Origin of the sequence: Streptomyces sp. NPDC058470 (genome assembly GCF_042721055.1) — a bacterium.
Classification (GTDB): Bacteria; Actinomycetota; Actinomycetes; order Streptomycetales; family Streptomycetaceae; genus Streptomyces.
The window spans coordinates 1-22,430 of sequence record NZ_JBHXMF010000064.1 but is presented as its reverse complement, the minus strand read 5'-3'; the positions used below and the strand labels follow the sequence as shown (position 1 = coordinate 22,430).

At 70.6% G+C, this 22,430-nt stretch carries 19 protein-coding genes; 11 read left to right on the top strand and 8 right to left on the bottom strand.

What is annotated here, in order from left to right; all coding sequences use genetic code 11:
* Positions 1-236: 236 nt before the first annotated feature.
* Positions 237-1,649 (bottom strand): ATP-binding protein, encoded by a 1,413-nt coding sequence (locus tag ACFWP7_RS34995; protein ID WP_384390083.1) that lies wholly within the window; start codon positions 1,647-1,649, stop codon positions 237-239.
* Positions 1,646-2,362, bottom strand: coding sequence for a response regulator transcription factor (locus ACFWP7_RS34990; RefSeq protein ID WP_384390080.1), 717 nt, complete (start codon positions 2,360-2,362; stop codon positions 1,646-1,648). The genes ACFWP7_RS34995 and ACFWP7_RS34990 overlap by 4 nt, the downstream gene beginning before the upstream one ends.
* A gap of 135 nt (positions 2,363-2,497) precedes the next feature.
* Between ACFWP7_RS34990 and ACFWP7_RS34985 the strand changes: the two genes are divergently transcribed.
* Positions 2,498-3,190, top strand: a complete 693-nt coding sequence (locus ACFWP7_RS34985; RefSeq protein WP_384390077.1) for a PepSY domain-containing protein — start codon at positions 2,498-2,500, stop codon at positions 3,188-3,190.
* 20 nt (positions 3,191-3,210) lie between these two features.
* Here ACFWP7_RS34985 and ACFWP7_RS34980 read toward each other — a convergent pair whose 3' ends face one another.
* The 3 genes from ACFWP7_RS34980 to ACFWP7_RS34970 all read right to left on the bottom strand — a co-directional run bounded on the left by ACFWP7_RS34980 (position 3,211) and on the right by ACFWP7_RS34970 (position 7,014).
* Positions 3,211-4,461 carry an MFS transporter gene (locus ACFWP7_RS34980; RefSeq protein ID WP_384390074.1) on the bottom strand — a complete coding sequence of 417 codons (1,251 nt, stop codon included), beginning with the start codon at positions 4,459-4,461 and terminating at the stop codon, positions 3,211-3,213.
* A 340-nt stretch (positions 4,462-4,801) separates the two neighbouring features.
* The gene (gene meaB, locus ACFWP7_RS34975) at positions 4,802-5,758 is read right to left on the bottom strand and encodes a methylmalonyl Co-A mutase-associated GTPase MeaB (protein WP_384390071.1); all 957 of its coding nucleotides are present in this window, start codon (positions 5,756-5,758) and stop codon (positions 4,802-4,804) included.
* 53 nt (positions 5,759-5,811) lie between these two features.
* Positions 5,812-7,014, bottom strand: coding sequence for an acetyl-CoA C-acetyltransferase (locus tag ACFWP7_RS34970; RefSeq protein ID WP_384390069.1), 1,203 nt, complete (start codon positions 7,012-7,014; stop codon positions 5,812-5,814).
* A gap of 146 nt (positions 7,015-7,160) precedes the next feature.
* Between ACFWP7_RS34970 and mce the strand changes: the two genes are divergently transcribed.
* From mce to ACFWP7_RS34945, 5 genes are all read left to right on the top strand, one after another.
* Positions 7,161-7,601: a methylmalonyl-CoA epimerase gene (gene mce / locus ACFWP7_RS34965; protein WP_384390066.1), complete on the top strand. Its 441-nt coding sequence runs from the start codon at positions 7,161-7,163 to the stop codon at positions 7,599-7,601.
* 242 nt (positions 7,602-7,843) lie between these two features.
* A complete protein-coding gene (scy, locus tag ACFWP7_RS34960; RefSeq protein ID WP_384390062.1) occupies positions 7,844-11,692 on the top strand; it encodes a polarized growth protein Scy in 3,849 nt (1,282 codons plus the stop codon).
* A gap of 183 nt (positions 11,693-11,875) precedes the next feature.
* A complete protein-coding gene (locus ACFWP7_RS34955) occupies positions 11,876-12,811 on the top strand; it encodes a cellulose-binding protein (RefSeq protein WP_384390060.1) in 936 nt (311 codons plus the stop codon).
* Positions 12,812-13,018: 207 nt separating this feature from the next.
* Complete coding sequence (locus ACFWP7_RS34950) at positions 13,019-14,020, top strand: ABC transporter ATP-binding protein (RefSeq protein WP_384390057.1); 1,002 nt, start codon at positions 13,019-13,021, stop codon at positions 14,018-14,020.
* A gap of 2 nt (positions 14,021-14,022) precedes the next feature.
* Positions 14,023-14,793, top strand: a complete 771-nt coding sequence (locus tag ACFWP7_RS34945) for an ABC transporter permease (RefSeq protein ID WP_384390054.1) — start codon at positions 14,023-14,025, stop codon at positions 14,791-14,793.
* Here the strand turns inward: ACFWP7_RS34945 and ACFWP7_RS34940 are convergent.
* Positions 14,774-15,844: a hypothetical protein gene (locus ACFWP7_RS34940; protein WP_384390051.1), complete on the bottom strand. Its 1,071-nt coding sequence runs from the start codon at positions 15,842-15,844 to the stop codon at positions 14,774-14,776. The genes ACFWP7_RS34945 and ACFWP7_RS34940 overlap by 20 nt on opposite strands.
* Before the next feature lie 171 nt (positions 15,845-16,015).
* On the opposite strand from ACFWP7_RS34940, the gene ACFWP7_RS34935 reads away from it, so the two are divergent.
* The 3 genes from ACFWP7_RS34935 (at position 16,016) to ACFWP7_RS34925 (ending at position 19,228) form a co-directional block, all read left to right on the top strand.
* Positions 16,016-16,897: a hypothetical protein gene (locus ACFWP7_RS34935; protein WP_384390048.1), complete on the top strand. Its 882-nt coding sequence runs from the start codon at positions 16,016-16,018 to the stop codon at positions 16,895-16,897.
* Positions 16,898-17,150: 253 nt separating this feature from the next.
* Complete coding sequence (locus tag ACFWP7_RS34930; protein ID WP_384390046.1) at positions 17,151-18,392, top strand: ABC transporter ATP-binding protein; 1,242 nt, start codon at positions 17,151-17,153, stop codon at positions 18,390-18,392.
* Entirely contained in the window at positions 18,389-19,228 is an 840-nt protein-coding gene (locus ACFWP7_RS34925; RefSeq protein ID WP_384390043.1) for an ABC transporter permease, read from the top strand. The genes ACFWP7_RS34930 and ACFWP7_RS34925 overlap by 4 nt, the downstream gene beginning before the upstream one ends.
* A gap of 84 nt (positions 19,229-19,312) precedes the next feature.
* On the opposite strand, the gene ACFWP7_RS34920 is transcribed toward ACFWP7_RS34925, so the two are convergent.
* Positions 19,313-19,645 (bottom strand): ATP/GTP-binding protein, encoded by a 333-nt coding sequence (locus ACFWP7_RS34920; protein WP_384390040.1) that lies wholly within the window; start codon positions 19,643-19,645, stop codon positions 19,313-19,315.
* A gap of 223 nt (positions 19,646-19,868) precedes the next feature.
* Between ACFWP7_RS34920 and ACFWP7_RS34915 the strand changes: the two genes are divergently transcribed.
* A complete protein-coding gene (locus tag ACFWP7_RS34915; protein ID WP_384390037.1) occupies positions 19,869-20,897 on the top strand; it encodes an LLM class flavin-dependent oxidoreductase in 1,029 nt (342 codons plus the stop codon).
* A gap of 132 nt (positions 20,898-21,029) precedes the next feature.
* Here ACFWP7_RS34915 and ACFWP7_RS34910 read toward each other — a convergent pair whose 3' ends face one another.
* Entirely contained in the window at positions 21,030-21,422 is a 393-nt protein-coding gene (locus tag ACFWP7_RS34910; RefSeq protein WP_384390034.1) for an SCO5389 family protein, read from the bottom strand.
* 243 nt (positions 21,423-21,665) lie between these two features.
* Here ACFWP7_RS34910 and nucS point away from each other — a divergent pair, with 243 nt between their 5' ends.
* Positions 21,666-22,346: an endonuclease NucS gene (gene nucS, locus ACFWP7_RS34905; protein WP_384390032.1), complete on the top strand. Its 681-nt coding sequence runs from the start codon at positions 21,666-21,668 to the stop codon at positions 22,344-22,346.
* Positions 22,347-22,430: the final 84 nt, after the last annotated feature.

Below are 22,430 nucleotides of genomic sequence, written 5' to 3'. Positions count from 1 at the left end.
GCTGTGGCTGCCGGTCCGCTGTGGCTGCGGGTCCGCCGTGGCTGCGGGCCCGCCGTGACTGCGGGCCCGCCGTGACTGCGGGCCCGCTGTGGCTGCGGGTTCGCCGTGACTGCGCGTCCGCTGTGGCTGCGGGTTCGCCGTGACTGCGCGTCCGCTGTGGCTGCGGGTTCGCCGTGACTGCGCGTCCGCTGTGGCCGCGGGTCCGCTGTGGCTGGTCGCGCAGTTCCCCGCGCCCCTTACGGGGCTCCAGGGAGCCGGAGTTCGAAGAGTGCGCCTCCCTCGGGTGCCTCTCGGACGGTGAGCGTTCCTCCGTGCCGTACCGCGACATCGCGCGCGATGGCGAGGCCGAGACCGGCCCCGCCATCGTCGCGGGTGCGGGCGTCGTCGAGTCGTACGAAGCGCTCGAAGATGCGCTCGCGCTGGTCGGCGGGCACACCGGCCCCGTCGTCGGCGACTTCCGCCACGGCCCACACACCGTCCCTGCGCACCCGCACCGAGACCTGCTCCCCCGCATGCCGCCGGGCGTTGTCCAGCAGATTGGCCAGCACTCTCGCCAACTGCCCCCGGGAACCCGTCACTTCGACGGCCGGGGCGTCGACGGTCACCCCTGCCCGGCCGGCCGCCTCTTCCCGTACGACCGCCCCGAGGTCGAAGGGCGTGTCCGCGGGCCTCTCACCGGCGTCCAGCCGTGCGAGCAGCAGCAGATCGGCGGCGAGCCGCTGCAGCCGTACGGTGTCCTCGACGGCCCCCGCCAGGTCGAGCAGCTCCGGGTGTGCGGCGCCCACTTCGAGCTGGGTGCGGAGGGAGGCGATGGGGCTGCGCAGTTCGTGGGAGGCGTCGGCGACGAACCGCCGTTGGCGCTCGACGGACGCCTCCAGGGCGGCCAGCGTCTCATTGGTCGTGCGGGCCAGACCGGCGACCTCGTCGTGGGTGTCCGGCACGGGAACGCGCCGTGCGAGATCCTCGGAGGCCGTGATGGCGGCCATCTCGCTCCGGATGCCCTCGACGGGCCGCAGCGCCCGCCGGGTCACCCGCCAGGTCACCACGGCCACCACGGCGAGGAGCAGCGGGAACCCGATCAGCATGACGGTCAACGCGGTGCGTACGGCGCTCTGTTCGGCGGCCAGTGGCGCACCGGCGTACACCGTGAGCGTGCCCTTGTTCTGCACCTCCACGGTCACTGCGGCGAACCGGTAGTCCTCGGTGTCGCCGTCGATGGTGGCGGAGCCCTCGCTGAAGGCCGTCTCCTCGCCGATCTCACCGGGTTCGAGGGACTCGTCGTCCCCCTCCTTGTCGTCATCGTCATCGTCGCCGACACCGGCCGCGGGGGGCTGTGGCCGTACGGCGCCGACGCCCGTCCCGCTGATCCGCTCGAGGTCCTCGCTCGCGGCGACCAACGTCCCTGCCTGGTCGACGACTTGGACGGGACGGTCGTCGTCGTCCAGCGACACCTGGTCGTAGGACTGGCCGCCCGCGAGGTCGGCGGCGACGGACCGCGCGGACCGCTCGGCCTGCGTACTGGCCTGCCCGCTCAGGTTGGATCGCAGGGACAGCGTCACGGCCGTCCCCGCGGCGATCAGCGCGATGGCGACGACAAGGGTCGCGCCCAGCGTGGCCCGCGACCGCACCGAGCCGAAGAGGCGTCTCATCGTGCCTCCAGGCGGTAACCGGCGCCGCGTACCGTCCGGATGAGGGCGGCGCCCAGCTTCCGGCGCAGCGTGCTGACGTACACCTCGACGATGTTCGGATCCCCGTCGTACGCGAAGTCCCAGACGTGCTCAAGGATGTCGGCCTTGGAGACAACCTCTCCGGCGCGCACCACGAGCTGTTCGAGGACCGCGAACTCCTTGGCGGTGAGGGTGACTTCGTCCTCACCACGGAAGACGCGCCGCGCTGCGGTGTCGACCTTCAGATCGCCGACGACACGCACGGGCGAGGCCCCGGCCTGACCGCGCCGCCGCAGCAGCGCCTTCACCCGCGCCACCAGCACCACGTACGAGAACGGCTTGGTCAGGTAGTCGTCGGCGCCGGTGTCGAGCCCCTCGGCCTCGTCGTACTCGCCGTCCTTCGCGGTGAGCATCAGGATCGGTACGTCGTGGCCGGCGGCGCGGAGGGCGGAGCACACGTGGTAGCCGTTCATGCCGGGCAGCATGATGTCGAGGATGACGAGGTCGTACGTCCCTTCACCGGCCCGGTGCAGCCCTTCGAGCCCGTCGTGGACGACGTCCACGGCGTAGCCCTCGGCCATGAGTCCCTTGGCGAGCGACAGGGCCAGCCGCTTCTCGTCCTCCACGATCAAGAATCGAAAGGGGCGGCGCGCAGCGCCTCGAGCAGGGTGGTGGTGGGAGGCGGGTGGGCGCATGCGCCAAGCGTCGCAAACCGAAGCTGAAGAAGGCTTCAGGCGGCTTCAGCCTGCCTTCAGTGTCCGCCGCGCAGATTGGTCCCCGTCGCATCGCGCCGCACCACGGCGCACGGGATCAACTCGGGAGGAACTCTCATGAAGCGCAACATCGTCATTGCCACCGTCGTGGCCGCGGCCCTGGTCGGGGGCGGTACGGCGACGGCCCTCGCGGTCTCGGGCGACGACGGGGCGTCGACGCCGCAGTTGGGTGCGCGGGCGGCGTCCGAGGTCCGGGACGACGACGGACTCGACGACGAGAACGGTCAGGACGCGGACGGTCAGGACGACGACGTCACCGAGGTGAAGGCCGCGAAGGTGACGGCGGCCGACGCGCTCACCGCGGCCCTGCGCCACACACCGGGTACCGCCGTCTCCGCGGACCTGGACGACGAGGCCGACGAGAACGGCGAGAACGGCGAGGCCTCCAAGGCCGACGTCGTGACCTGGGACATCGACATCCTCGACAGCGCGGGCAAGTGGCACAGCGTCCACGTCGACCCCGGCACGGGCAAGGTCCTCTCCTCCCACACGGAGCGTGAGGACGGCGACAACAACGCTGACGCCGCCGCCCGGGTCCGGGCCGTCCTGAAGGGCAGCTCCACCTCCGCCGCCGAGGCCGCGAAGGCCGCCGCGGCGCAGGGCACGGTCACCTCGATCGACCTGGACGAGGACGCCGGCACCCCCGCCTGGGAGGCGGAGACCCGGACGCAGAGCGGCACCGGACACGACTGGCTGGTCGACCTCCGGACGGCCCAGGTCACCCCGGACCGCTCGTCGGACGACGACTGAGACCACCGCGTCGCGGGCGGTCAGACCCGGTCGGGTACCTCCGCCTGAGCGGGGGTACCCGGCGAGGCGGGCAGGCGACGTACGCCGCTCGCGGAGACCAGGGCCGCGGCGAGCGCCACCGAGCCCGAGACCGCGAAGCAGAGGCCGAGGGACAGGTGGCCGACCAGCAGGCCCACCCCAGCGGCGCCGGCCGAACTCCCGGCGTTCACAGCGGTGTTGACCCAGGCGCCGGCCTGGGTGCGGAAACCGGGTGGCGCTTCCTCGTCCGCGATCAGGTAGGACGTGGTCAGTGCCGGGGCCACGAAGAAGCCGGCGCAGACCACGGCGACGGTCAGGGTACCGAGGCCCGGCGCCAGTCCGGCGGCCAGCAGGGCGAGCCCCACGCCGCCGATCATCAGCGGCAGCCGGGTCCGTGCGGACGTACTCCAGTTGACGGCACCGTTCAGCAGGCCGCCCAGCGCGCTGCCCGCCGACAGGGCGGCGAGCACCCAGGCCACCACGTCGTCCCCGTGGTGGCGTTGCTCGGCGAAGGCCATGACCAGCAGGTCGAGTGCGCCGAGCGCCAGCCCGACACCCGCGGCGACGACGACGGGCTGCGCGAGGGCCCGGCCGACGCGCAACCGGGCTCGGGACCGCTCGGCCTTCACAGCAGCGGGCCGTACGCCCGCCACCACCGGCGACAGGACGAACCCGAGGGTTCCCGTCCACACCAGCACGGCGCTGAGCGCGACGGCGGCGGCCGGGGGCGCGAACTGCACCACCCCGCCCACCAGCAGTGGCCCGGAGACGAAGAGGATCTCCTCCGCCACGCCGTCCAAACTGTACGCCCGCTGCAACAGCAGCCGGTCCTCGACGACTTCGCCCCACACGGCGCGCATCGTGGGGCCGAGCGGGGGCGTGCAGGCGCCCGCGGCCACGGCCAGCGCGCCGAGTACCACCGGCGGTGCTTCCGGGCGCCAGGCAGTCGCCGCGAAGGCTCCGAGCAGCGTCGCGTAGAGCGAGGCCATGGGGAGAAGGGCACGGCGAGGGCCGTACCGGTCGATCAGGGCCGCCCTCGCGGGCGACAGGAACACGCTCATGGCACCGAACAGCGCCAGGACCGTGCCGGCCACGGCGTACGACCCGGTCGCCCGGGTCACTGTCAACAGCATGGCCACGGAGACCATGCCGTACGACAGTCTGCCGACGAGGGCGGTGGTGAAGGTGCGGCGGGTGTGGGGGATGCGGAGGACGGCGGCGTACGAGGGCCGCCGCGGAAGTGACGCAGGCATGTGGAGTGTTCCTCGGCGAGAGGGCGGTTGAGGGCACCTGTGTGCCGCGACGGTCGCGCGGCTTGGGCGGGCCCTATGCCATGAGGAGGAACATGCGGCCTAACTTAACAGCAGGTGCGGGGGGTTGAGGAGGGTTTTTTCGCCCCCTCCGCCCCTACCCATTCCCGTCACTTGGGGGCTCCGCCCCCAAACCCCCGCTCCTCAAGCGCCGGAGGGGCTAACACCCCTTCAGCCCGTCCGGCGTTTGAGGACGAGCGCGTTCAGCGCGATACGGGGGCCTGGGGGCAGAGCCCCCAGGTACGGGACGGGTAGGGGCGGAGGGGGCGAAAACCCCCAGACCTCAGGCCTCCCTCAACCCCTCCACCAGGGAATCCGCCGCCCGGTAGGGATCCAGCTCGCCCGCCACGATGCGCTCCGCGAGGGCGCTGAGGCGGCGGTCCCCGTGGAGGTCGCCGATGCGTTGGCGCAGGGCCGTCACGGCGATCGTCTCGACCTCCTTGGAGGCCCGGGCGCGGCGCCGCTCGATGAGCACCCCGTGCTCCTCCATCCACGCCCGGTGCTTCTCCAGCGCCTCGACGACCTCGTCGATCCCCTCGCCCCGCGCGGCGACGGTCTTGACGATCGGCGGGCGCCAGTCACCGGGGCCACGGGACTCGCCGAGGCCGAGCATGTGGTTCAGCTCGCGGGCGGTGGCGTCGGCCCCGTCCCGGTCGGCCTTGTTGACGACGTACACGTCGCCGATCTCCAGGATTCCGGCCTTGGCCGCCTGGATGCCGTCACCCATGCCGGGTGCGAGGAGCACCACGGACGTGTCGGCCTGGGACGCGATCTCGACCTCGGACTGGCCGACGCCGACGGTCTCGACCAGGATCACGTCACAGCCCGCGGCGTCCAGGACACGGATCGCCTGGGGTGCCGACCAGGCGAGCCCGCCGAGGTGGCCCCGGGTCGCCATGGAGCGGATGTACACCCCGGGGTCGGAGGCGTGCTCGGACATCCGCACGCGGTCGCCGAGCAGCGCGCCTCCGGAGAACGGCGAGGACGGGTCGACGGCGAGGACGCCGACCCGCCTGCCCTGCTTGCGGTACGCGGTCACGAGCGCCGACGTGGCCGTCGACTTGCCCACGCCCGGCGACCCCGTGAGGCCGACGACGTACGCGTTCCCGGCGAGCGGTGCCAGCGCCGCCATCACCTCGCGAAGCTGCTCGGACGCTCCCTCCACCAGAGAGATCAGCCTGGCCACGGCTCGCGGCCGGCCTTCTCTGGCCTGGGCCACCAGCGAGGCGACGTCCTCCATCACAGCTCCGTTCACTAAGGGCGGGCGAAAAGGGCGAAGGCGAAAAGCGTGGGTCAGCTCTTGGGTACCCGCACGATCAGCGCGTCACCCTGCCCGCCGCCGCCGCACAGCGCGGCGGCACCCACGCCACCGCCCCGCCGCTTCAGTTCGAGGGCGAGGTGCAGGACGAGCCGCGCGCCGGACATCCCGATCGGGTGACCCAGGGCAATGGCTCCGCCGTTGACGTTCACCTTGTCGGTGGACACTCCGAGGTCCTTCATTGACTGCACGGCGACCGCCGCGAAGGCCTCGTTGATCTCGATGAGGTCGAGGTCCGAGACGTCCAGGCCCTCCTTCTTCAGGGCGTGCAGGATGGCGTTGGAGGGCTGCGACTGGAGGGAGTTGTCCGGCCCTGCGACGTTCCCGTGGGCGCCGATCTCGGCGATCCACTCAAGGCCCAGCTCCAGCGCCTTCGCCTTGCTCATGACGACGACGGCGGCGGCGCCGTCCGAGATCTGGGACGAGGTGCCGGCCGTGATCGTGCCGTCCTTGGTGAAGGCCGGGCGCAGCTTGCCCAGCGACTCCACCGTGGTCTCGGCGCGGATGCCCTCGTCCTCGCTGAAGACGACGGGCTCGCCCTTGCGCTGCGGAATCTCCACCGGCGTGATCTCCGCCGCGAAGATGCCGTCCTTCTGGGCGGCGGCCGCGCGCTGGTGCGAAAGGGCCGCCACCGCGTCCTGCTCGGGGCGGACGATGGCGAGCCGGGTGTTGTGCTTCTCCGTCGACTCACCCATGGCGACGTTCTCGAAGGCGTCCGTGAGGCCGTCGTACGCCATGGCGTCGAGCATCTCGATCGCGCCGTACTTGTAGCCCTCGCGGGACTTCGGGAGGAGGTGGGGCGCGTTCGTCATGGATTCCTGGCCGCCCGCGACGACGATCTCGAACTCACCTGCGCGGATGAGCTGGTCGGCGAGTGCGATGGCGTCGAGGCCCGAGAGACACACCTTGTTGATGGTGAGCGCCGGGACGCTCATCGGGATGCCCGCCTTGACCGCGGCCTGGCGTGCCGGGATCTGCCCTGCCCCGGCCTGGAGCACCTGGCCCATGATCACGTACTGCACCTGGTCGCCGCCGATACCCGCACGGTCGAGGGCGGCCTTGATCGCGAAGCCACCGAGGTCTGCCCCGGAAAAGGACTTCAGCGAGCCCAGCAACCGTCCCATGGGCGTACGGGCGCCCGCGACGATCACCGAGGTACTGCTGTTCGTTCCTGACATGAGGTGCGATCCCCTTTCAGCTGCACAGCTGAGGAGTGAACGAGGGTTTACTTTGAATGTACTGAGCGGTAGGCCACCCGTCATCCGGCGTGGAGTGTGATCGCGCGCACGTTGCGTAACCGCCTCAGGAGCGCTGCACTGACTCCATGCTGACGCGAATCGACCACATTGGGATCGCCTGTTTCGACCTCGACAAGACCGTCGAGTTCTACCGGGCCACGTACGGCTTCGAGGTCTTCCACTCCGAGGTCAACGAGGAGCAGGGTGTCCGGGAGGCCATGATCAGGATCAACGGGACCTCCGACGGCGGTGCTTCCTACCTCCAGCTGCTCGAACCCACCCGCGAGGACTCCACCGTCGCGAAGTGGCTGGCGAAGAACGGTGAGGGCGTCCACCACATCGCTTTCGGCACCGCGGACGTGGACGCCGACGCCGCCGACATCAAGGACAAGGGCGTACGCGTGCTGTACGACGAGCCCCGGATCGGCTCGATGGGCTCCCGGATCACGTTCCTGCATCCAAAGGATTGCCATGGCGTGCTGACAGAACTGGTGACTTCGGCGCCTGTTGAGTCACCTGAGCACTGACCCTCGTACATATGGGCCGGTAGGGTTGGGGACGGCCGCCGCCTCAGCGGGGCGGTCCGGGTCCTTACTCATTGGGATTCGAGGGCCGGGGTCCAGGTTTTCGGGGGACAGGCGGGACGAGCGTCCGGGCAGCGGCCCATGCTCCGCCGGTGATCTGACACCATTCCCCGGGGGCCCCGTTCGGCGGATGGACGGAGCTCGTTTGGAGAGACTTGCGACCAGGGGACGGATGGGACCGCGCAGTGCGGGGCTACGAACGCCAGGAGCGAGAGCCGGCGGCTGACGTCGACCACCTCTCTCGGTTCGAGGCCGAGATGGAGCGGCTGAAGACCGAGCGGGAGAAGGCCGTCCAGCACGCCGAGGACCTCGGCTATCAAGTCGAGGTGCTGCGCGCCAAGCTGCACGAGGCGCGCCGCAGTCTGGCGACCCGGCCTGCCTATGACGGCGGTGACCTCGGCTACCAGGCCGAGCAGCTCCTTCGTAATGCGCAGATCCAGGCCGACCAGTTGCGCGCCGACGCCGAGCGCGAGATGAGCCAGGCCCGCGCGCAGACCCAGCGCATCCTCCAGGAGCACGCCGAGCAGGCCGCCCGTCTCCAGGCGGAGCTGCACCAGGAGGCGGTCACCCGCCGCCAGCAGCTGGACCAGGAGCTGGGCGAGCGCCGGCAGACCGTCGAGTCGCACGTCAACGAGAACGTGGCGTGGGCGGAGCAGCTGCGCTCCCGCACCGAGCAGCAGGCCCGCAGGCTTCTGGAGGAGTCGCGTACCGAGGCCGACCAGGCGCTGGCCGCGGCCCGTGCGGAGGCCGAGCGGGTCGCCTCCGAGGCCCGCCAGCGGCTGAACGCCGACGCCGAGTCGGCCCGCGCCGAGGCCGAGGCGCTGCTGCGCCGGGCCCGCACGGACGCCGAGCGGCTGCTGAACGCGGCGTCCACCCAGGCCCAGGAGGCCACCGACCACGCCGAGCAGCTGCGCAGCTCTACGGCGACCGAGTCGGACTCCGCCCGCCGTCAGGCCACCGAGCTGAGCCGGACCGCCGAGCAGCGCGCGGCCGAGGCGGAGGCGGCGCTGCGCGAGGCGCGGGCCGAGGCGGAGAAGACCGTCGCCGAGGCGAAGGAGGCCGCGGCCAAGGCCCTGGCCACCGCCGAGTCGACGAACGAGCAGCGCACGCGGACGGCGAAGGAGCAGGTCGCCCGGCTGGTCAACGAGGCCAGTCAGGAGGCCGAGACCACCAAGGCGGACGCCGAGCAGGTCGTCGCGGAGGCCAAGGCCAAGGCCGAGAAGATCGTCGCGGAGGCCGAGGAGAACGCGCGCAGTCTCACCGCCGAGGAGACCGCGTCCCAGCTCGCCAAGGCGGCCCGTACCGCCGAGGACGTCCTGAACAGGGCGTCCGAGGAAGCCAAGTCGACCACCAAGGCCGCCACCGAGGAGGCCGAGCGGATCCGCAGCAAGGCCGAGGCCGAGGCGGACCGGCTGCGTGCCGAGGCGCACGACATCGCCGAGCAGCTCAAGGGCACGGCGAAGGACGACACCAAGGAGTACCGCGCCAAGACGGTCGAGCTCCAGGAGGAGGCGCGCCGGCTGCGCGGCGAGGCCGAGCAACTGCGCGGCGACGCCAACGCCGAGGGCGAGCGGATCCGCAGCGAGGCCAGGCGCGAGGCCGTCCAGCAGATCGAGGAGGCGGCCAAGACCGCCGAGGAGCTGCTCGCCAAGGCCAAGGCGGACGCCGACGAGCAGCGGTCGGTCGCCACGACCGACAGTCAGCGGGTGCGCACCGAGGCCATCGAGCGTGCCACGACCTTGCGCCGACAGGCCGAGGAGACCCTGGAGCGCACCCGCACGGAGGCCGAGCGGCACCGGACGGAGGCCGAGGAGCAGGCCGAGGGCGTCAAGGCGGACGCCGAGCGGGCCGCTCAGGCGTTGCGCGAGGAGACCGAGCGGGCCATAGCGGCCCGCCGCGAGGAGGCTGCCGAGGGGCTGGCCCGGCTGCACACCGAGGCCGAGCAGCGGGTCACCTCGGCGGAGCAGGCGCTGGGCGAGGCCCGCGCGGAGGCCGAGCGGCTGCGCCGTGAGGCCGCGGAGGAGACGGACCGGCTGCGTTCGGAGTCCGCCGAGCGGATCCGTACGCTCCAGGCACAGGCCGAGGCGGAGGCCGAGCGGCTGCGCGACGAGGCCGCGGCCGACGCGTCCACGTCCCGGGCCGAGGGCGAGAACATCGCCGTACGACTGCGTTCGGACGCCGCGGCGGAGGCCGAGCGGCTGAAGTCGGAGGCGCAGGACAGCGCGGACCGGGTACGGGCGGAGGCACAGGCCGCGGCCGAGCGGCTGGCGGTCGAGGCTGCCGAGGCGCTGGCCGCCGCGCAGGAGGAGTCCCAGCGGCGGCGCCGCGAGGCCGAGGAGCTGCTCGGTTCGGCGCGCCAGGAGGCCGACCAGGAGCGCGAGCGGGCCCGCGAGCAGAGCGAGGAGCTGCTCGCTTCCGCTCGCAAGCGGGTGGAGGAGGCCCAGGCCGAGGCCGTACGGCTGGTCGAGGAGGCCGACCGGCGCGCGACCGAGATGGTCTCGAACGCCGAGCAGACCGCGCAGCAGGTGCGCGACTCGGTCGCCGGGCTGCACGAGCAGGCTCAGGAGGAGATCACCGGTCTCAGGTCCGCCGCCGAACATGCGGCGGACCGGGTACGGACCGAGGCACAGGCGGAGGCCGACCGGGTCCGCGCCGACGCCTACGCGGAGCGCGAGCGGGCCAGCGAGGACGCGAGCCGTGTGCGGCGGGAGGCGTCCGAGTCGTCGGAGGCCGCCAAGTCGCTGGCGGAGCACACGGTTTCGGAGGCGATCGCCGAATCCGAGCGACTGCGTTCGGAGGCCGCCGAGCACTCCCAGCGCGTCCGCACCGAGGCGTCCGACGCCATCGCCAACGCCGAGCAGGACGCCTCACGTACGCGGGGCGAGGCTCGCGAGGACGCGAACCGGATCCGTTCGGACGCCGCCACGCAGGCGGACACGCTGATCAACGAGGCGCGGTCCGAGGCGGAGCGGCTCACGGTGGAGACGAACGCCGAGGCCGAGCGGGTCCGCGCGGAATCGGTGGCCAAGGCCGAGCACCTCATCTCGGACGCGACCGGGGACGCGGAGCGGCTGCGCGCCGAGGCCGCGGCGACGGTCGGCTCCGCGCAGCAGCACAGCGAGCGGATCCGCGCCGAGGCGGAGCGCCTCAAGGCCGAGGCGGAGGCGGAGGCCGAGCGGGTCACGTCGGCCGCGCGCGAAGAGGCCGAGCGGACGACGGACGAAGCGCGCAAGGAGGCCAACAAGCGGCGCTCCGAGGCGGCCGAGCAGGTCGACACGCTCATCTCGGAGACGGCGTCGGAGGCCGACAAGCTGCTCTCGGAGTCCCAGCAGACCGCGCAGAAGACCACGGCGGACGCCGAGGAGCAGGCCGACAGCATGGTCGGCGCGGCCCGCAGCGAAGCGGAGCGGCTGGTCTCCGAGGCGACGATCGAGGGCAACTCCCGGGTGGAGCGGGCCCGTACGGACGCCGACGAGCTGTTGGTCGGCGCGCGCCGGGACGCGACCGCGATAAGGGAGCGTGCGGAGGAGCTGCGCGACCGGATCACCACCGAGATCGAGTCGCTGCACGCGCGGGCGCGCCACGAGTCGGCCGAGACGATGCGGGCGGCGGGCGACCGGTGCGACGCGCTCATCAAGGCCGCCGAGGAGTCCCTCGCCAAGGCCGAGGCGAAGGCCAAGGACCTGGTGTCGGAGGCCAATTCCGAGGCGAGCAAGGTGCGGATCGCCGCCGTACGCAAGGCGGAGGGGCTCCTCAAGGAGGCCGAGCAGAAGAAGAACTCGCTCGTCGCCGAGGCTCAGAAGATCAAGGCCGACGCCGAGCAGGAGGCGCGGCGCACGGTCGAGGAGGGCAAGCGCGAGCTCGAGGTGCTGGTGCGGCGGCGGGCGGACATCAATGCGGAGATCTCCCGTGTCCAGGACGTGCTGGAGGCGTTGGAATCCTTTGAGGCCCCGTCGGGCAACAAGGACGGTGCCGTCAAGGCGGGGGCTGCCGCGGGTGCGACTCGTTCGGGTGGCAAGACGTCAGAGGGCTAGCCATAGGCGTCGATTCCATGCTTTGTAGGGACCTTTGACACAGGCTCTGGCAAGCGCTCCGACAGGTAGCCACCCAAAAGGAGTGTCATTCTCCAGATCAAACACGTATCCGCTCGATGACACACCGCTTTGACCCCTAGGATTCCCCCTATCACCTCACCGGTCTCATTCGACAGGAACCCCATGAGCGACACTTCCCCCTACGGCTTCGAGCTTGTGCGGCGTGGGTACGACCGCGCTCAGGTGGACGAACGCATTTCGAAGCTCGTCTCCGACCGTGACAGCGCTCTGGCCCGTATCACTGCTCTTGAAAAGCGCATCGAGGAGCTCCACCTCGAAACGCAGAACGCCCAGGCCCAGGTCAGCGACGCAGAGCCGTCGTACGCCGGTCTCGGCGCGCGTGTCGAGAAGATCCTCCGCCTCGCCGAGGAGGAGGCGAAGGATCTGCGAGAGGAGGCCCGGCGCGCTTCCGAGCAGCACCGCGAGCTCGCCGAGTCGGCGGCCCAGCAGGTCCGCAACGACGCAGAATCGTTCGCTGCAGACCGCAAGGCCAAGGCGGAGGACGAGGGCGTCCGGATCCTTGAGAAGGCCAAGGGCGACGCCTCGCAGCTGCGTCAGGAGGCGACGAAGGACGCACAGTCCAAGCGCGAGGAGGCGGACGCCCTCTTCGAGGAGACCCGTGCGAAGGCCGCGCAGGCCGCCGCCGACTTCGAGACGAACCTCGCCAAGCGGCGCGAGCAGTCCGAGCGTGACCTGGCTTCCCGTCAGGCCAAGGCCGAGAAGCGTCTCGCGGAGATCGAGCACCGCGCGGAGCAGCTCCGCCTGGAGGCGGAGAAGCTGCGCACGGACGCCGAGCGCCGCGCCCGCCAGACGGTGGAGACGGCTCAGCGCCAGGCCGAGGACATCGTGGCCGACGCGAACGCCAAGGCCGACCGCATCCGCTCGGAATCCGAGCGCGAGCTGGCGGCTCTGACGAACCGCCGCGACTCGATCAACGCCCAGCTCACGAACGTCCGCGAGATGCTCGCGACGCTCACGGGCGCCGCGGTGGCTGCCGCCACCTCGCCGGCCGACGACGAGCCGATCTCGCGTGGGGTCCCGGCTCAGCAGTCCCGGTAGTTCCCGGCATCCCGGCAGTTGCTCGTACGACGACGGCCCGCACTCCCGAGAATGAGGATGCGGGCCGTCGTCGTACCCGCACCCACATCCCGGCAGCGCGGGCCGTCGTCGTACCCGCACCGACGCGCCGGCCGGGATCGGTGAACATGCGGCAAAGACCCGCTCGCCCAAGTGGCACTGCGGCAACGCCCGTCTTAGCGTGGCCGCATGATCGAGCTCGAGGGGCTGACCAAGCGGTACGGCGACAAGGTGGCGGTCAACAACCTCACCTTCGCCGTCAGACCGGGGATCGTGACGGGCTTCCTCGGCCCCAACGGCGCCGGCAAGTCCACGACCATGCGGATGATGCTCGGGCTCGACCGGCCCACCGCGGGCGATGTGCGGATCGACGGGCAGCACTACGACGGCCTCAGGGAACCGCTGAAGTACATCGGCGCCCTCCTCGACGCCAAGGCCATGCACGGAGGCCGCAGCGCCTTCAACCACCTTCTCTGCCTCGCGCAGAGCAACGGCATCCCCAAGGCGCGGGTCCACGAGGTCCTCGACACGGTCGGGCTGACCGCCGTCGCCAGGAAGAAGGCCAAGGGGTTCTCGCTCGGCATGGGCCAGCGGCTCGGTATCGCGGGCGCGCTCCTCGGCGACCCGCGGATCCTGATGTTCGACGAGCCGGTCAACGGGCTCGACCCCGAGGGCATCCACTGGATCCGCAACCTCATGAAGTCCCTGGCGGCACAGGGCCGTACGGTCTTCGTCTCGAGTCACCTGATGAGCGAGATGGCGCTGACCGCCGACCACCTGGTCGTCATCGGCCAGGGCCGGCTGCTCGCCGACACCTCCATGGCGGACTTCATCCAGCAGAACTCACGGTCGTACGTCCGTATCCGCACTCCCCAGCGCGAGCGCTTCCTCGACCTGCTGCACGGCGCCGGAATCACCGTCGTCGAGACGGGCGGCGGCACGCTGGAGGTGGACGGCTCCAAGCCGGAGCACCTCGGGGAGCTGGCCGCACAGCACCAGATCGTGCTGCACGAACTCAGTCCCCAACAGGCATCCCTGGAAGAGGCGTTCATGCAGCTGACCGCGGAGTCGGTGGAGTACCACGCCCACTCGGACACCCCGCACCCGGACGCCGCTCTCCTGGACGCTCCGCATCTGGGGACCTCGCCACCACCCCAGCAGCAATGGGGCGACGACTGGAAGAGGGGCTGACCATGGCGGCGACGCAGGTCCTCCAGTCCGAGTGGACCAAGATCCGCTCGGTCGCATCCACCATCTGGACGCTCGGTCTCGCCGCGGTCGTCACGATCGCCCTCGGCATTCTGATCTCGCTCCTGTCGAAGAACGACTTCGACAATCTGAGCGAGAACGACAAGCTGTCCTTCGACCCGACGTTCATCAGCTTCGCGGGCATGAGCCTCGGTCAGCTCGCGATGATCGTGTTCGGGGTGCTCGTCGTCTCGAACGAGTACAGCACCGGCATGATCCGCACCTCACTCGCGGCCGTCCCGCGGCGCGGCACGTTCCTCTTCGGCAAGATCGCGGTGGCGACGGTCCTCTCCTTCGTCGTCGGCATCATCACCAGCTTCGTCGCCTTCTTCCTCGGCCAGGCGATGCTCGGCTCGCACAAGGCGTCGATCGGCGACCCCGGTGTGCTGCGCGCCGTCATCGGCGGCGGCCTCTACATGACACTCATCGCCGTCTTCTCGATGGGCGTCGCGACGATGCTGCGCAGCCCGATGCTCTCCCTCGGCATCCTGATGCCGTTCTTCTTCCTGATCTCCAACATCCTCGGCAACGTCTCCGCCACCAAGAAGATCGGCCAGTACCTCCCCGACCAGGCCGGCAGCAAGATCATGCAGGTCGTGACCCCGATCGACGACGACACTCCGTACGGCCCCTGGGGCGGCCTCGCGATCATGGTGGCGTGGGTGGCGGTGGCCGTCATCGGGGGGTATGTCCTGCTCAAGAAGCGGGACGCGTAGGGCTCCCGCCGTCCGGGCCGGACGGACGCACGGGGTCCTCGGCGTCCGGTCGGGAGGGCCCCAAGGGGTTCCGGCCGTCCGGCCGGGACTCCAGCACCCCGTCGAAGTCCGTCCACCCCTCCCAGCGCCACACGTCCTTGTCCAGATCCGGCTGGAGCGGCACGAAGCGGCCGAGTTCGAAGTCGCCGCCCGCCAGGTCGAACCAGCGCTCGTCGGCGACCTCGGTGCCCAGACCCACGGTCCGCGCCGTCAGCCGCACGAGCAGCTTCACTCCGTACGACCCGGACAGGTCCTTGCCCTGGATGTGCCGGAACGGCAGCTCGGCCACCGGCGCGTCCACCGGTATCCACACGGTGAAGGGCGCCCCGCGCTCGACCGCCAGCCAGGACCGCTCCTCGGCGAGCTCCCCGTTCGCGTCCAGCACCTTCAGCCACTGCTTGTAGATGACCAGGCTGCCGTCGTGCGGCGACCGCTCCAGATAACGCAGGTGGACACGGGCCCGCAGGTCCACCACCGAGAGGTTGTCGAAGCGGTTGTAGAAACGGACGGCGATGATCGCGTCCTCGCTGTCCGCGTGGTCCCGCGAGTAGCCGGGAAAGTCGGCGGTCCAGGCCTGCGAGACGCTGGCCCGGCGCCGCCAGACGAACGGCCGCAGCGCGAACAGCTTGATCAGCACGATCCCGAGGAGCACCGCGGGCACCATCGCCCCGGTGACCGAGGCGAGTGTGGCGAGCAGTTGGTGCGCGGTGCTGTCCACCTCGGGTTCGAGGTTGTCGGTCCCGACGCAGGCGCGCAGCACCGTGAGGCTGAGGTCGAAGAGCCGCTCCTTGTCCGAGAAGCGATCCGCCATCGACCGCGGCGAGTGCTCCGTCACCGTCCACAGCGCCGCGACGGCGACGGAAAGGCCGGCCAGCGCACCCAGCGTCATCAGGAGCAGGGCGTGGACGGTGCGTCCGGCGATCCACCAGCGAACAGACGTACGGAAGCGCGGATGCGTCCGGTCGCGCCCCGCCCGCCCCCAGCGGCGCTGCCCACTTCTCAACAAGCTCAACTCACATACCCCGTAACAGACTTCGTCCCCACTCGTACAATGAGACGGCATGATTCCCGGTGTCCGTTCCGGCCAACCCCATTCAGGTGGGCAAGACCTGGGCCCGTCCCGGGTAGACCTCGCGTGGAAAGCTGTGCCTGTATCGCGCGACCACCCCCGAAGGGCGTCACCGTGACGACGAAGGACCGAAGCCTCCGAGCGCTGGGCCTGGACGACGTCCCCGCCAAGCAGCCGCTCACGTATCCGGGCCGCCCCACCACCGAGCCCTCCCTGCTGACCGGGGGCGAGCTGTTCCATCTCGGCGTACGGCCGCTGCGGCTCGGCGAGTGGTACGTGGAGGAGCGGGAGGAGTCACAACGCCTCGACGAGGCCCTCGCCGGCCTCGGCCAGGTCGCCACCGGGCGCCGCCACCCGGTCATCGCCGTCGGCTCGAACGCCTCCCCCGGCCAGGTCGCCCACAAGCTCACCCGGCTGGGCATTCCGGCGACCGTGCCGATGGTGCCGGTAGGGGTGCGCGGCATCGGCGTCGGCTGCTCCGGGCACATCAGCCCCGCGGGATACGTGGCGGGGACGCCGTACGTCGACCGGGACGCGTCGGCCACGCTCGTCGTCACCTGGCTGGACTCGACGCAGCTCAAGGCGGTGGACGACACCGAGTTCCCGGACTACCGGCGGGCGATACTCCCGGGCGACGCCTTCGAGATGACCATGCCGTCCGGGGAACGGCTCGGCGCCGCGTACATCTACTTCAGCGCACACGGCGTGCTCGCCGACCCGGTGACCGGCCGGCCTCGCCCTGGCGGCGGCGACCAGTCCGCGCTGCTCGCGGCGCTGCTCGCCGACTCCACCCGGCTGCGTGAGCTGCTCGGGCCCGACCCGGCGACCTGGGTCCGGCGCGCCGGAGCCGACCCTTCCCTGCGCGAGCAGGGCACGCTGCTCTTCGGCAAGGAGGGCTGGGTACTTCCGCAGACCGACTTCCTGCCGTACGTCGACGAATCGGCCGAGCTGCGGCTGTACGACGACCTGCCGCCGCTGCACGACTCGCTTCCGTAGCGGTTCTGATCAGTCGGTGACGCGGGCCCGGCGCTTCCTTCGCATCCGGCCCGATCCATTCCGTTTCAGCACCGGGGGATTCCGTTTCCGCCTCTGACCAGGCCAGACGCGTACCTGTCAAGAAAACGGCTTGACCTGCACTGTTTTACTTTCTTTTGATGGGAACCGTCAGCGCACCGATATCCTCCTAACCCTTACGGGGGCGTGTGCCCCGACGTCCGAGACGTCCAGAACCTTTCGATGGGTGCGGAGCATGATCGAGGCAGTCGGCCTGACGAAGCGCTATGGCGCCAAGACAGCCGTGTACAACCTTTCCTTCCAGGTGAGGCCAGGTGCCGTCACCGGCTTCCTCGGGCCCAACGGCTCGGGCAAGTCGACGACGATGCGGATGATCCTCGGCCTCGACAACCCCAGCTCCGGGCAGGTGACGATCGGCGGCTTCCCCTACCGCAAGCTGCCGAACGCACCCCGCCAGGTCGGCGCGCTCCTCGACGCCAAGGCCGTGCACGGCGGCCGGCACGCCCGCAACCACCTCCTCTGCCTCGCTCAGCTGTCCGGTATCCCGGCCCGCCGCGTGGACGAGGTCCTGGGTGTGGTGGGCCTCCAGGAGGTGGCCAGAAAACGCTCCAAGGGCTTCTCGCTCGGCATGGGCCAGCGGCTCGGCATCGCGGCCGCGCTGCTCGGCGACCCACAGGTGCTGCTCTTCGACGAGCCGGTCAACGGCCTCGACCCCGAAGGCATCCTCTGGGTCCGCAACCTGATGAAGTCCCTCGCCGCGGAAGGCCGTACGGTCTTCGTCTCCTCGCACCTGATGAGCGAGATGGCGCTGACCGCCGACCACCTGATCGTGATCGGCCGCGGGCAACTGCTCGCGGACAGCAACATCAAGGACTTCATCTCGCACAACTCGGCCGACTTCGCCCGGGTCCGCACCCCGGACACCGAGCCGCAGCAGCGCGAGAAGCTGTCCGCCGCACTGACCGAGGCGGGCGGCCAGGTGCTGCCCGAGCAGGACGGCGCGCTGCGCGTGATGGGCCTGCGGCTGCCGCAGATCAGCGACCTCGCGCACTCCGCCGACGTACGGCTGTGGGAGCTGTCGCCCCACCAGGCCTCGCTGGAGGAGGCGTACATGCGGATGACGCAAGGCGCCGTCGACTACCGCTCGACCGTCGACCAGAAGGCCGGGCTCCAACAGGAGCTGCCGCCCGGCGCGATGCCGCCGCCGCAGATGCCGGTGCCCGGTCAGGGCCAGCCCGGCTGGTACGCGCCGCCGCCGCCCCAGCAGGGCGGGCAGCCGTTCGCGATGCCGCAGGGCGCCCCGCAGCCGGGCCCGTACGGCGCCCCTGCCGCTCCCGGCGCGCCTCAGCCGGGCCCGTACGGCGCTCCGGGTGCCCCCGGTGCCCCGGCCGCGAACCCTTACGCCCAGGCCGCGCCCCAGGCTCCCGCAGCGCCGGCCGCCGCCCCCGACCTGACCAAGCCCGAGGACGCCCGATGAGCACGCCCCAGCCCCCGATGCCGCAGCAGGCCGCACCCGAGTGGCAGGCGCCGCACGGCAGTTCGTACACCTCACCGATCCCGGTCACGCCCACTCACCTGGGGCACGCGCTCGCCTCCGAGTGGACGAAGATCAAGTCGGTGCGCTCCACGATGTGGACGCTCGGTGTCTTCCTGCTCCTGGTCGTCGGCATCGGCTTCCTGGTCGCCATCCAGACCACCGACGAGGACTTCGGCGACGTCCCGTACACGATCCCGGCCTTCTTCGGTCTGATCCTCGGGCAGATCTGCCTGATCACCCTGGGTGTCCTGGTGGTCTCGTCCGAGTACGGCACGGGCATGATCCGTACGACGTTCACGGCCTCGCCGCAGCGCCACCGGGTGCTCACCGCGAAGCTGATCATCTTCTTCGTCGTGGCGTTCGCCGTGTCGGCCTTCGCGATCGGCATCGTCGGCCTGTTCACCTCGGGGGTGCACGGTGGCTCGTCGGAGGTCTCCTGGGGCGGCACGGTGGTGATGGGCGCGCTGTACGTCTCGCTGCTCGGCACCCTCGCCCTCGCGGTCGGCTCGATGCTCCGTCACTCGGCCGGCGCGATCACCGCGATGCTCGGGCTCGTCCTGGTGCCCGCGATCATGCCCGCATTCCTCTTCATGTCCGAGAGCCTGCGGACGATCGGCGACAAGATGCTGGAGTACAACGCTCCCAACGCCCTCGCCAAGATCTTCCACCTGGACAACGAGAACGGTACGGGCGGGCCGCAGCTCGGCCTGCTCGCCGCGGTGACGGCGGCGGCGATCGCCGGCGCGTTCGCGCTTCTCGAACGCCGGGACGTCTGACCCGGATGCACGACCCGGATGCACGACCGGGATGTGTGACCGAGATGTGTGACCGGGATGTGTGACCGGGATGTGTGAAGTCGCCTAGAACCTGGGCGCGTTACGGGACCGCTGCACCCGCGAGGTGCGGCGGTCCTTCGCGTTCCAGCAGGACTTGTGCCAGTGGCGGCGGTCGTCGACGCCCGAGTGCTCCGGCCAGGCCACCACGTGCGGGATGCCGGAAGGGATCATCTGGTCGCAGCCCGGGCAGCGGTAGGTCTTGCCCTCGGCACTCGCGCCCGCGACATGGCGCACGCTCCATTCCTCGCCCTGCCAGCTCTCCGTGGACTGAAAGCCGCCGTAGCGGCCGCCGTCGTCCGGGGACGGGCTCGGGCCGGACGAGCCGACGCCCTTCGGACGGTTGCGACGCGGGGACACAGGACACCTCACGGAGCTATACAGGGAGCAGGGGCCAAGTCCAGCCTACGCGGCACACACAGGGGTACACGTACTCCACCAACCCCCACAGAACGCCCTCCCTTCGGCCGATTTTGCAGACAATCCGGAAATCTCTCCGAGAGGCCGTGTCTTCGGCACGTGTCGGGCGGTTATGCCGAGTGGGGGAGCTCCGCGTCGGAGCCAAGGAAGCAGGAAAAGTACGATGCGCGTTGGAAGTTTTGTACTGGCCGCCCAGTTTCCGGGGCAGGGCCAGGGGGAGGCCCTGCACCGTGCGGTGCGGTCGGCCGAGGTCGCCGAGGAGGCCGGACTCGACTCGGTCTGGCTGGCCGAGCACCACTTCGTGCCGTACGGCACCTGCCCGTCGGCGATCACCCTGGCGGCCCTGCTGCTCGGCCGTACGCAGCGGATCCGCGTCGGCACCGCGGTGAGCGTGCTGCCCACCGTGCACCCGGTGGCTCTCGGCGAGCAGGCGGCGCTGCTGCATGTGACGTCCGGCGGACGGTTCTCGCTGGGCGTGGGGCGCGGTGGCCCCTGGGTCGACCTGGAGGTCTTCGGCTCGGGTCTCACGGCGTACGAGCAGGGGTTCCCGGAATCGCTCGAACTGCTGATGCGCTGGCTGCGCGAACCGTCCGTCGCAGGCACCGGGGAGCGCTTCGATTTCCGTGAAGTCGCCGTCGTACCCAGGCCGTCGGAGGCGCTGAACGGCGCGCCGGGCCCCGAGGTGGTCGTCGCCTGCACCTCGCCTTCGAGCGTACGGCTCGCGGCCGAGCGCGGGCTGCCGATGCTCCTCGGAATGCACGTCGGGGACGAGGAGAAAGCCGAAATGGTGGCCCTGTGGCGGCAGTTCGCGCGGGTGGCCGGGCGGCCCGCCGACGAGATCGCCACGGCGGCGCATGTGTCGGCCGGGGTCTGCCAGATCGCGGACCGCCGCACCGACGCCGTCGAGACGCTCCTCAAGTCGATGCCGGGCTGGCTGAAGCAGGGGCTTGACGCCCATGTGACGGTCGACGACCGCGCCCGCGTGATGCGGGACCCTCTGGCGTACACCGAACTGCTCTGCGGGCTGCACCCGGTGGGCACCCCCAGGCTGTGCGCCGACCGGCTGGCGGCGACTTCGGAACGCACCGGCATCTCACGCTTCGCGCTGCTCGTGGAGGGTTCGGGGGATCTGGCGGCCACCGAGGAGAACGTACGACGGCTGGGTGCCGAAGTGCTCCCCCAGCTCCGGTGACCACTCGGAGACCGGCGCCCGGGTACCGACGGGCCCGGTACGGGCCGGTCGACGAGCCGGATTCGCGGGGGCTTGCCGCCCCGTACAGAAACACCTCCCGCGTACGGGGCGGCAAGCAATGCGGCTACCGCGTCAGCAGTCCCGGAACTCCGGCGACTGGTTCAGCAGTTGGCTGCGGACCGAGGTGAATCGTGCCAGCGTGTCGTCCACTGAGACGTCCAGCGGGAACACCGCCACCCGGTGGCAGTTCTGGAAGGCAAGCCGCACTCCGAAGTGCCGCTGCAGCGCGCCGCGTATCGCGTCACTCGCGAGCGCACGCAGCAGCTGGCCACGCGCCTGCTCGTCCGGCGGGGGCGTCTGGTTGTCGGCGAAGTTCCCGCCGTCCACCTTCAGCTGGGCCACCAGGGAGCTGATCATCTCCCATGCGTAGGGCAGGGAGGTCCGGACGCAGTCGACGAATTCAGCTTCGTCGACCTCGCCTCGCTCGGCCTGTTCGAGTAGGGCCGGTGAGACGTCGAGCGACATGAGTTCTCCTCTCGCACCCCCAGACCTCGGGGGTTGCCGGACAGGGAAGGGAGTTCGCGATATCGAACACGCTGAGTACACGCATCGCGACCTCCTGTTTATACGGTAAGCAACGTACGGTGACGGCACCAGGAGAATGCGCACATAGCGAACTCTCACTAGGCACACAATCAGCCACGACCGAACAGGCGTCTTCCAGGGCGAATCGCGTGGACCACTGCCCGTCGAGTAGCGTTGCGGACCATGCGTCTCGTCATTGCCCGCTGCTCCGTCGACTACGCGGGCCGGCTCACCGCCCATCTCCCGTCAGCCCCTCGCCTCATCCTCGTGAAGGCGGACGGCAGCGTCTCGATCCACGCGGACGACCGGGCCTACAAGCCCCTCAACTGGATGTCGCCGCCCTGCACTCTGAAGGAGGGGTCCGGAGACGATGAAAACACAGCGGGCGTCTGGACCGTCATCAACAAGGCGGGCGAGAAGCTCATCATCACGATGGAGGAAATCCTCCACGATTCCTCGCACGAACTCGGTGTAGACCCCGGTCTGATCAAGGACGGCGTAGAAGCGCACCTTCAGGAGCTCCTCGCGGACCGTATCGAGACCCTCGGCGAGGGCTACTCGCTCATCCGCCGCGAGTACATGACGGCCATCGGGCCCGTCGACATCCTGTGCCGTGATGCCGAGGGCCAGACCGTCGCCATCGAGATCAAGCGGCGCGGCGAGATCGACGGTGTGGAGCAACTGACGCGCTATCTGGAGCTGTTGAACCGCGACCCGCACCTCGCGCCGGTCCGCGGTGTCTTCGCCGCCCAGGAGATCAAGCCGCAGGCCCGCGTCCTCGCCACCGACCGCGGCATCGGCTGCACGGTCCTGGACTACAACGCGCTGCGGGGCATCGAGGACGACAAACTGCGCCTGTTCTGAGCGCAAGCCGAGAGGGCCGGGTCCGTCTTCGGACGCTGTTGGTTAATCCGGATCCCTGCGTGACGTCGGCCTTCAAGACCTGGT

Excerpts from the sequence above, each read along its gene's own strand:
- ACFWP7_RS34985 (WP_384390077.1), top strand. The coding sequence starts at position 2,498 with ATGAAGCGCAACATCGTCATTGCCACCGTCGTGGCCGCGGCCCTGGTC.
- ACFWP7_RS34950 (WP_384390057.1), top strand. The coding sequence starts at position 13,019 with ATGATCGAGCTCGAGGGGCTGACCAAGCGGTACGGCGACAAGGTGGCG.
- nucS (WP_384390032.1), top strand. The coding sequence starts at position 21,666 with ATGCGTCTCGTCATTGCCCGCTGCTCCGTCGACTACGCGGGCCGGCTC.
- ACFWP7_RS34945 (WP_384390054.1), top strand. The coding sequence starts at position 14,023 with ATGGCGGCGACGCAGGTCCTCCAGTCCGAGTGGACCAAGATCCGCTCG.
- ACFWP7_RS34955 (WP_384390060.1), top strand. The coding sequence starts at position 11,876 with ATGAGCGACACTTCCCCCTACGGCTTCGAGCTTGTGCGGCGTGGGTAC.
- ACFWP7_RS34925 (WP_384390043.1), top strand. The coding sequence starts at position 18,389 with ATGAGCACGCCCCAGCCCCCGATGCCGCAGCAGGCCGCACCCGAGTGG.
- ACFWP7_RS34910 (WP_384390034.1), bottom strand. The coding sequence starts at position 21,422 with ATGTCGCTCGACGTCTCACCGGCCCTACTCGAACAGGCCGAGCGAGGC.
- meaB (WP_384390071.1), bottom strand. The coding sequence starts at position 5,758 with ATGGAGGACGTCGCCTCGCTGGTGGCCCAGGCCAGAGAAGGCCGGCCG.
- ACFWP7_RS34915 (WP_384390037.1), top strand. The coding sequence starts at position 19,869 with ATGCGCGTTGGAAGTTTTGTACTGGCCGCCCAGTTTCCGGGGCAGGGC.
- ACFWP7_RS34995 (WP_384390083.1), bottom strand. The coding sequence starts at position 1,649 with ATGAGACGCCTCTTCGGCTCGGTGCGGTCGCGGGCCACGCTGGGCGCG.
- ACFWP7_RS34930 (WP_384390046.1), top strand. The coding sequence starts at position 17,151 with ATGATCGAGGCAGTCGGCCTGACGAAGCGCTATGGCGCCAAGACAGCC.
- ACFWP7_RS34990 (WP_384390080.1), bottom strand. The coding sequence starts at position 2,362 with ATGCGCCCACCCGCCTCCCACCACCACCCTGCTCGAGGCGCTGCGCGC.
- mce (WP_384390066.1), top strand. The coding sequence starts at position 7,161 with ATGCTGACGCGAATCGACCACATTGGGATCGCCTGTTTCGACCTCGAC.
- ACFWP7_RS34980 (WP_384390074.1), bottom strand. The coding sequence starts at position 4,461 with ATGCCTGCGTCACTTCCGCGGCGGCCCTCGTACGCCGCCGTCCTCCGC.
- ACFWP7_RS34970 (WP_384390069.1), bottom strand. The coding sequence starts at position 7,014 with ATGTCAGGAACGAACAGCAGTACCTCGGTGATCGTCGCGGGCGCCCGT.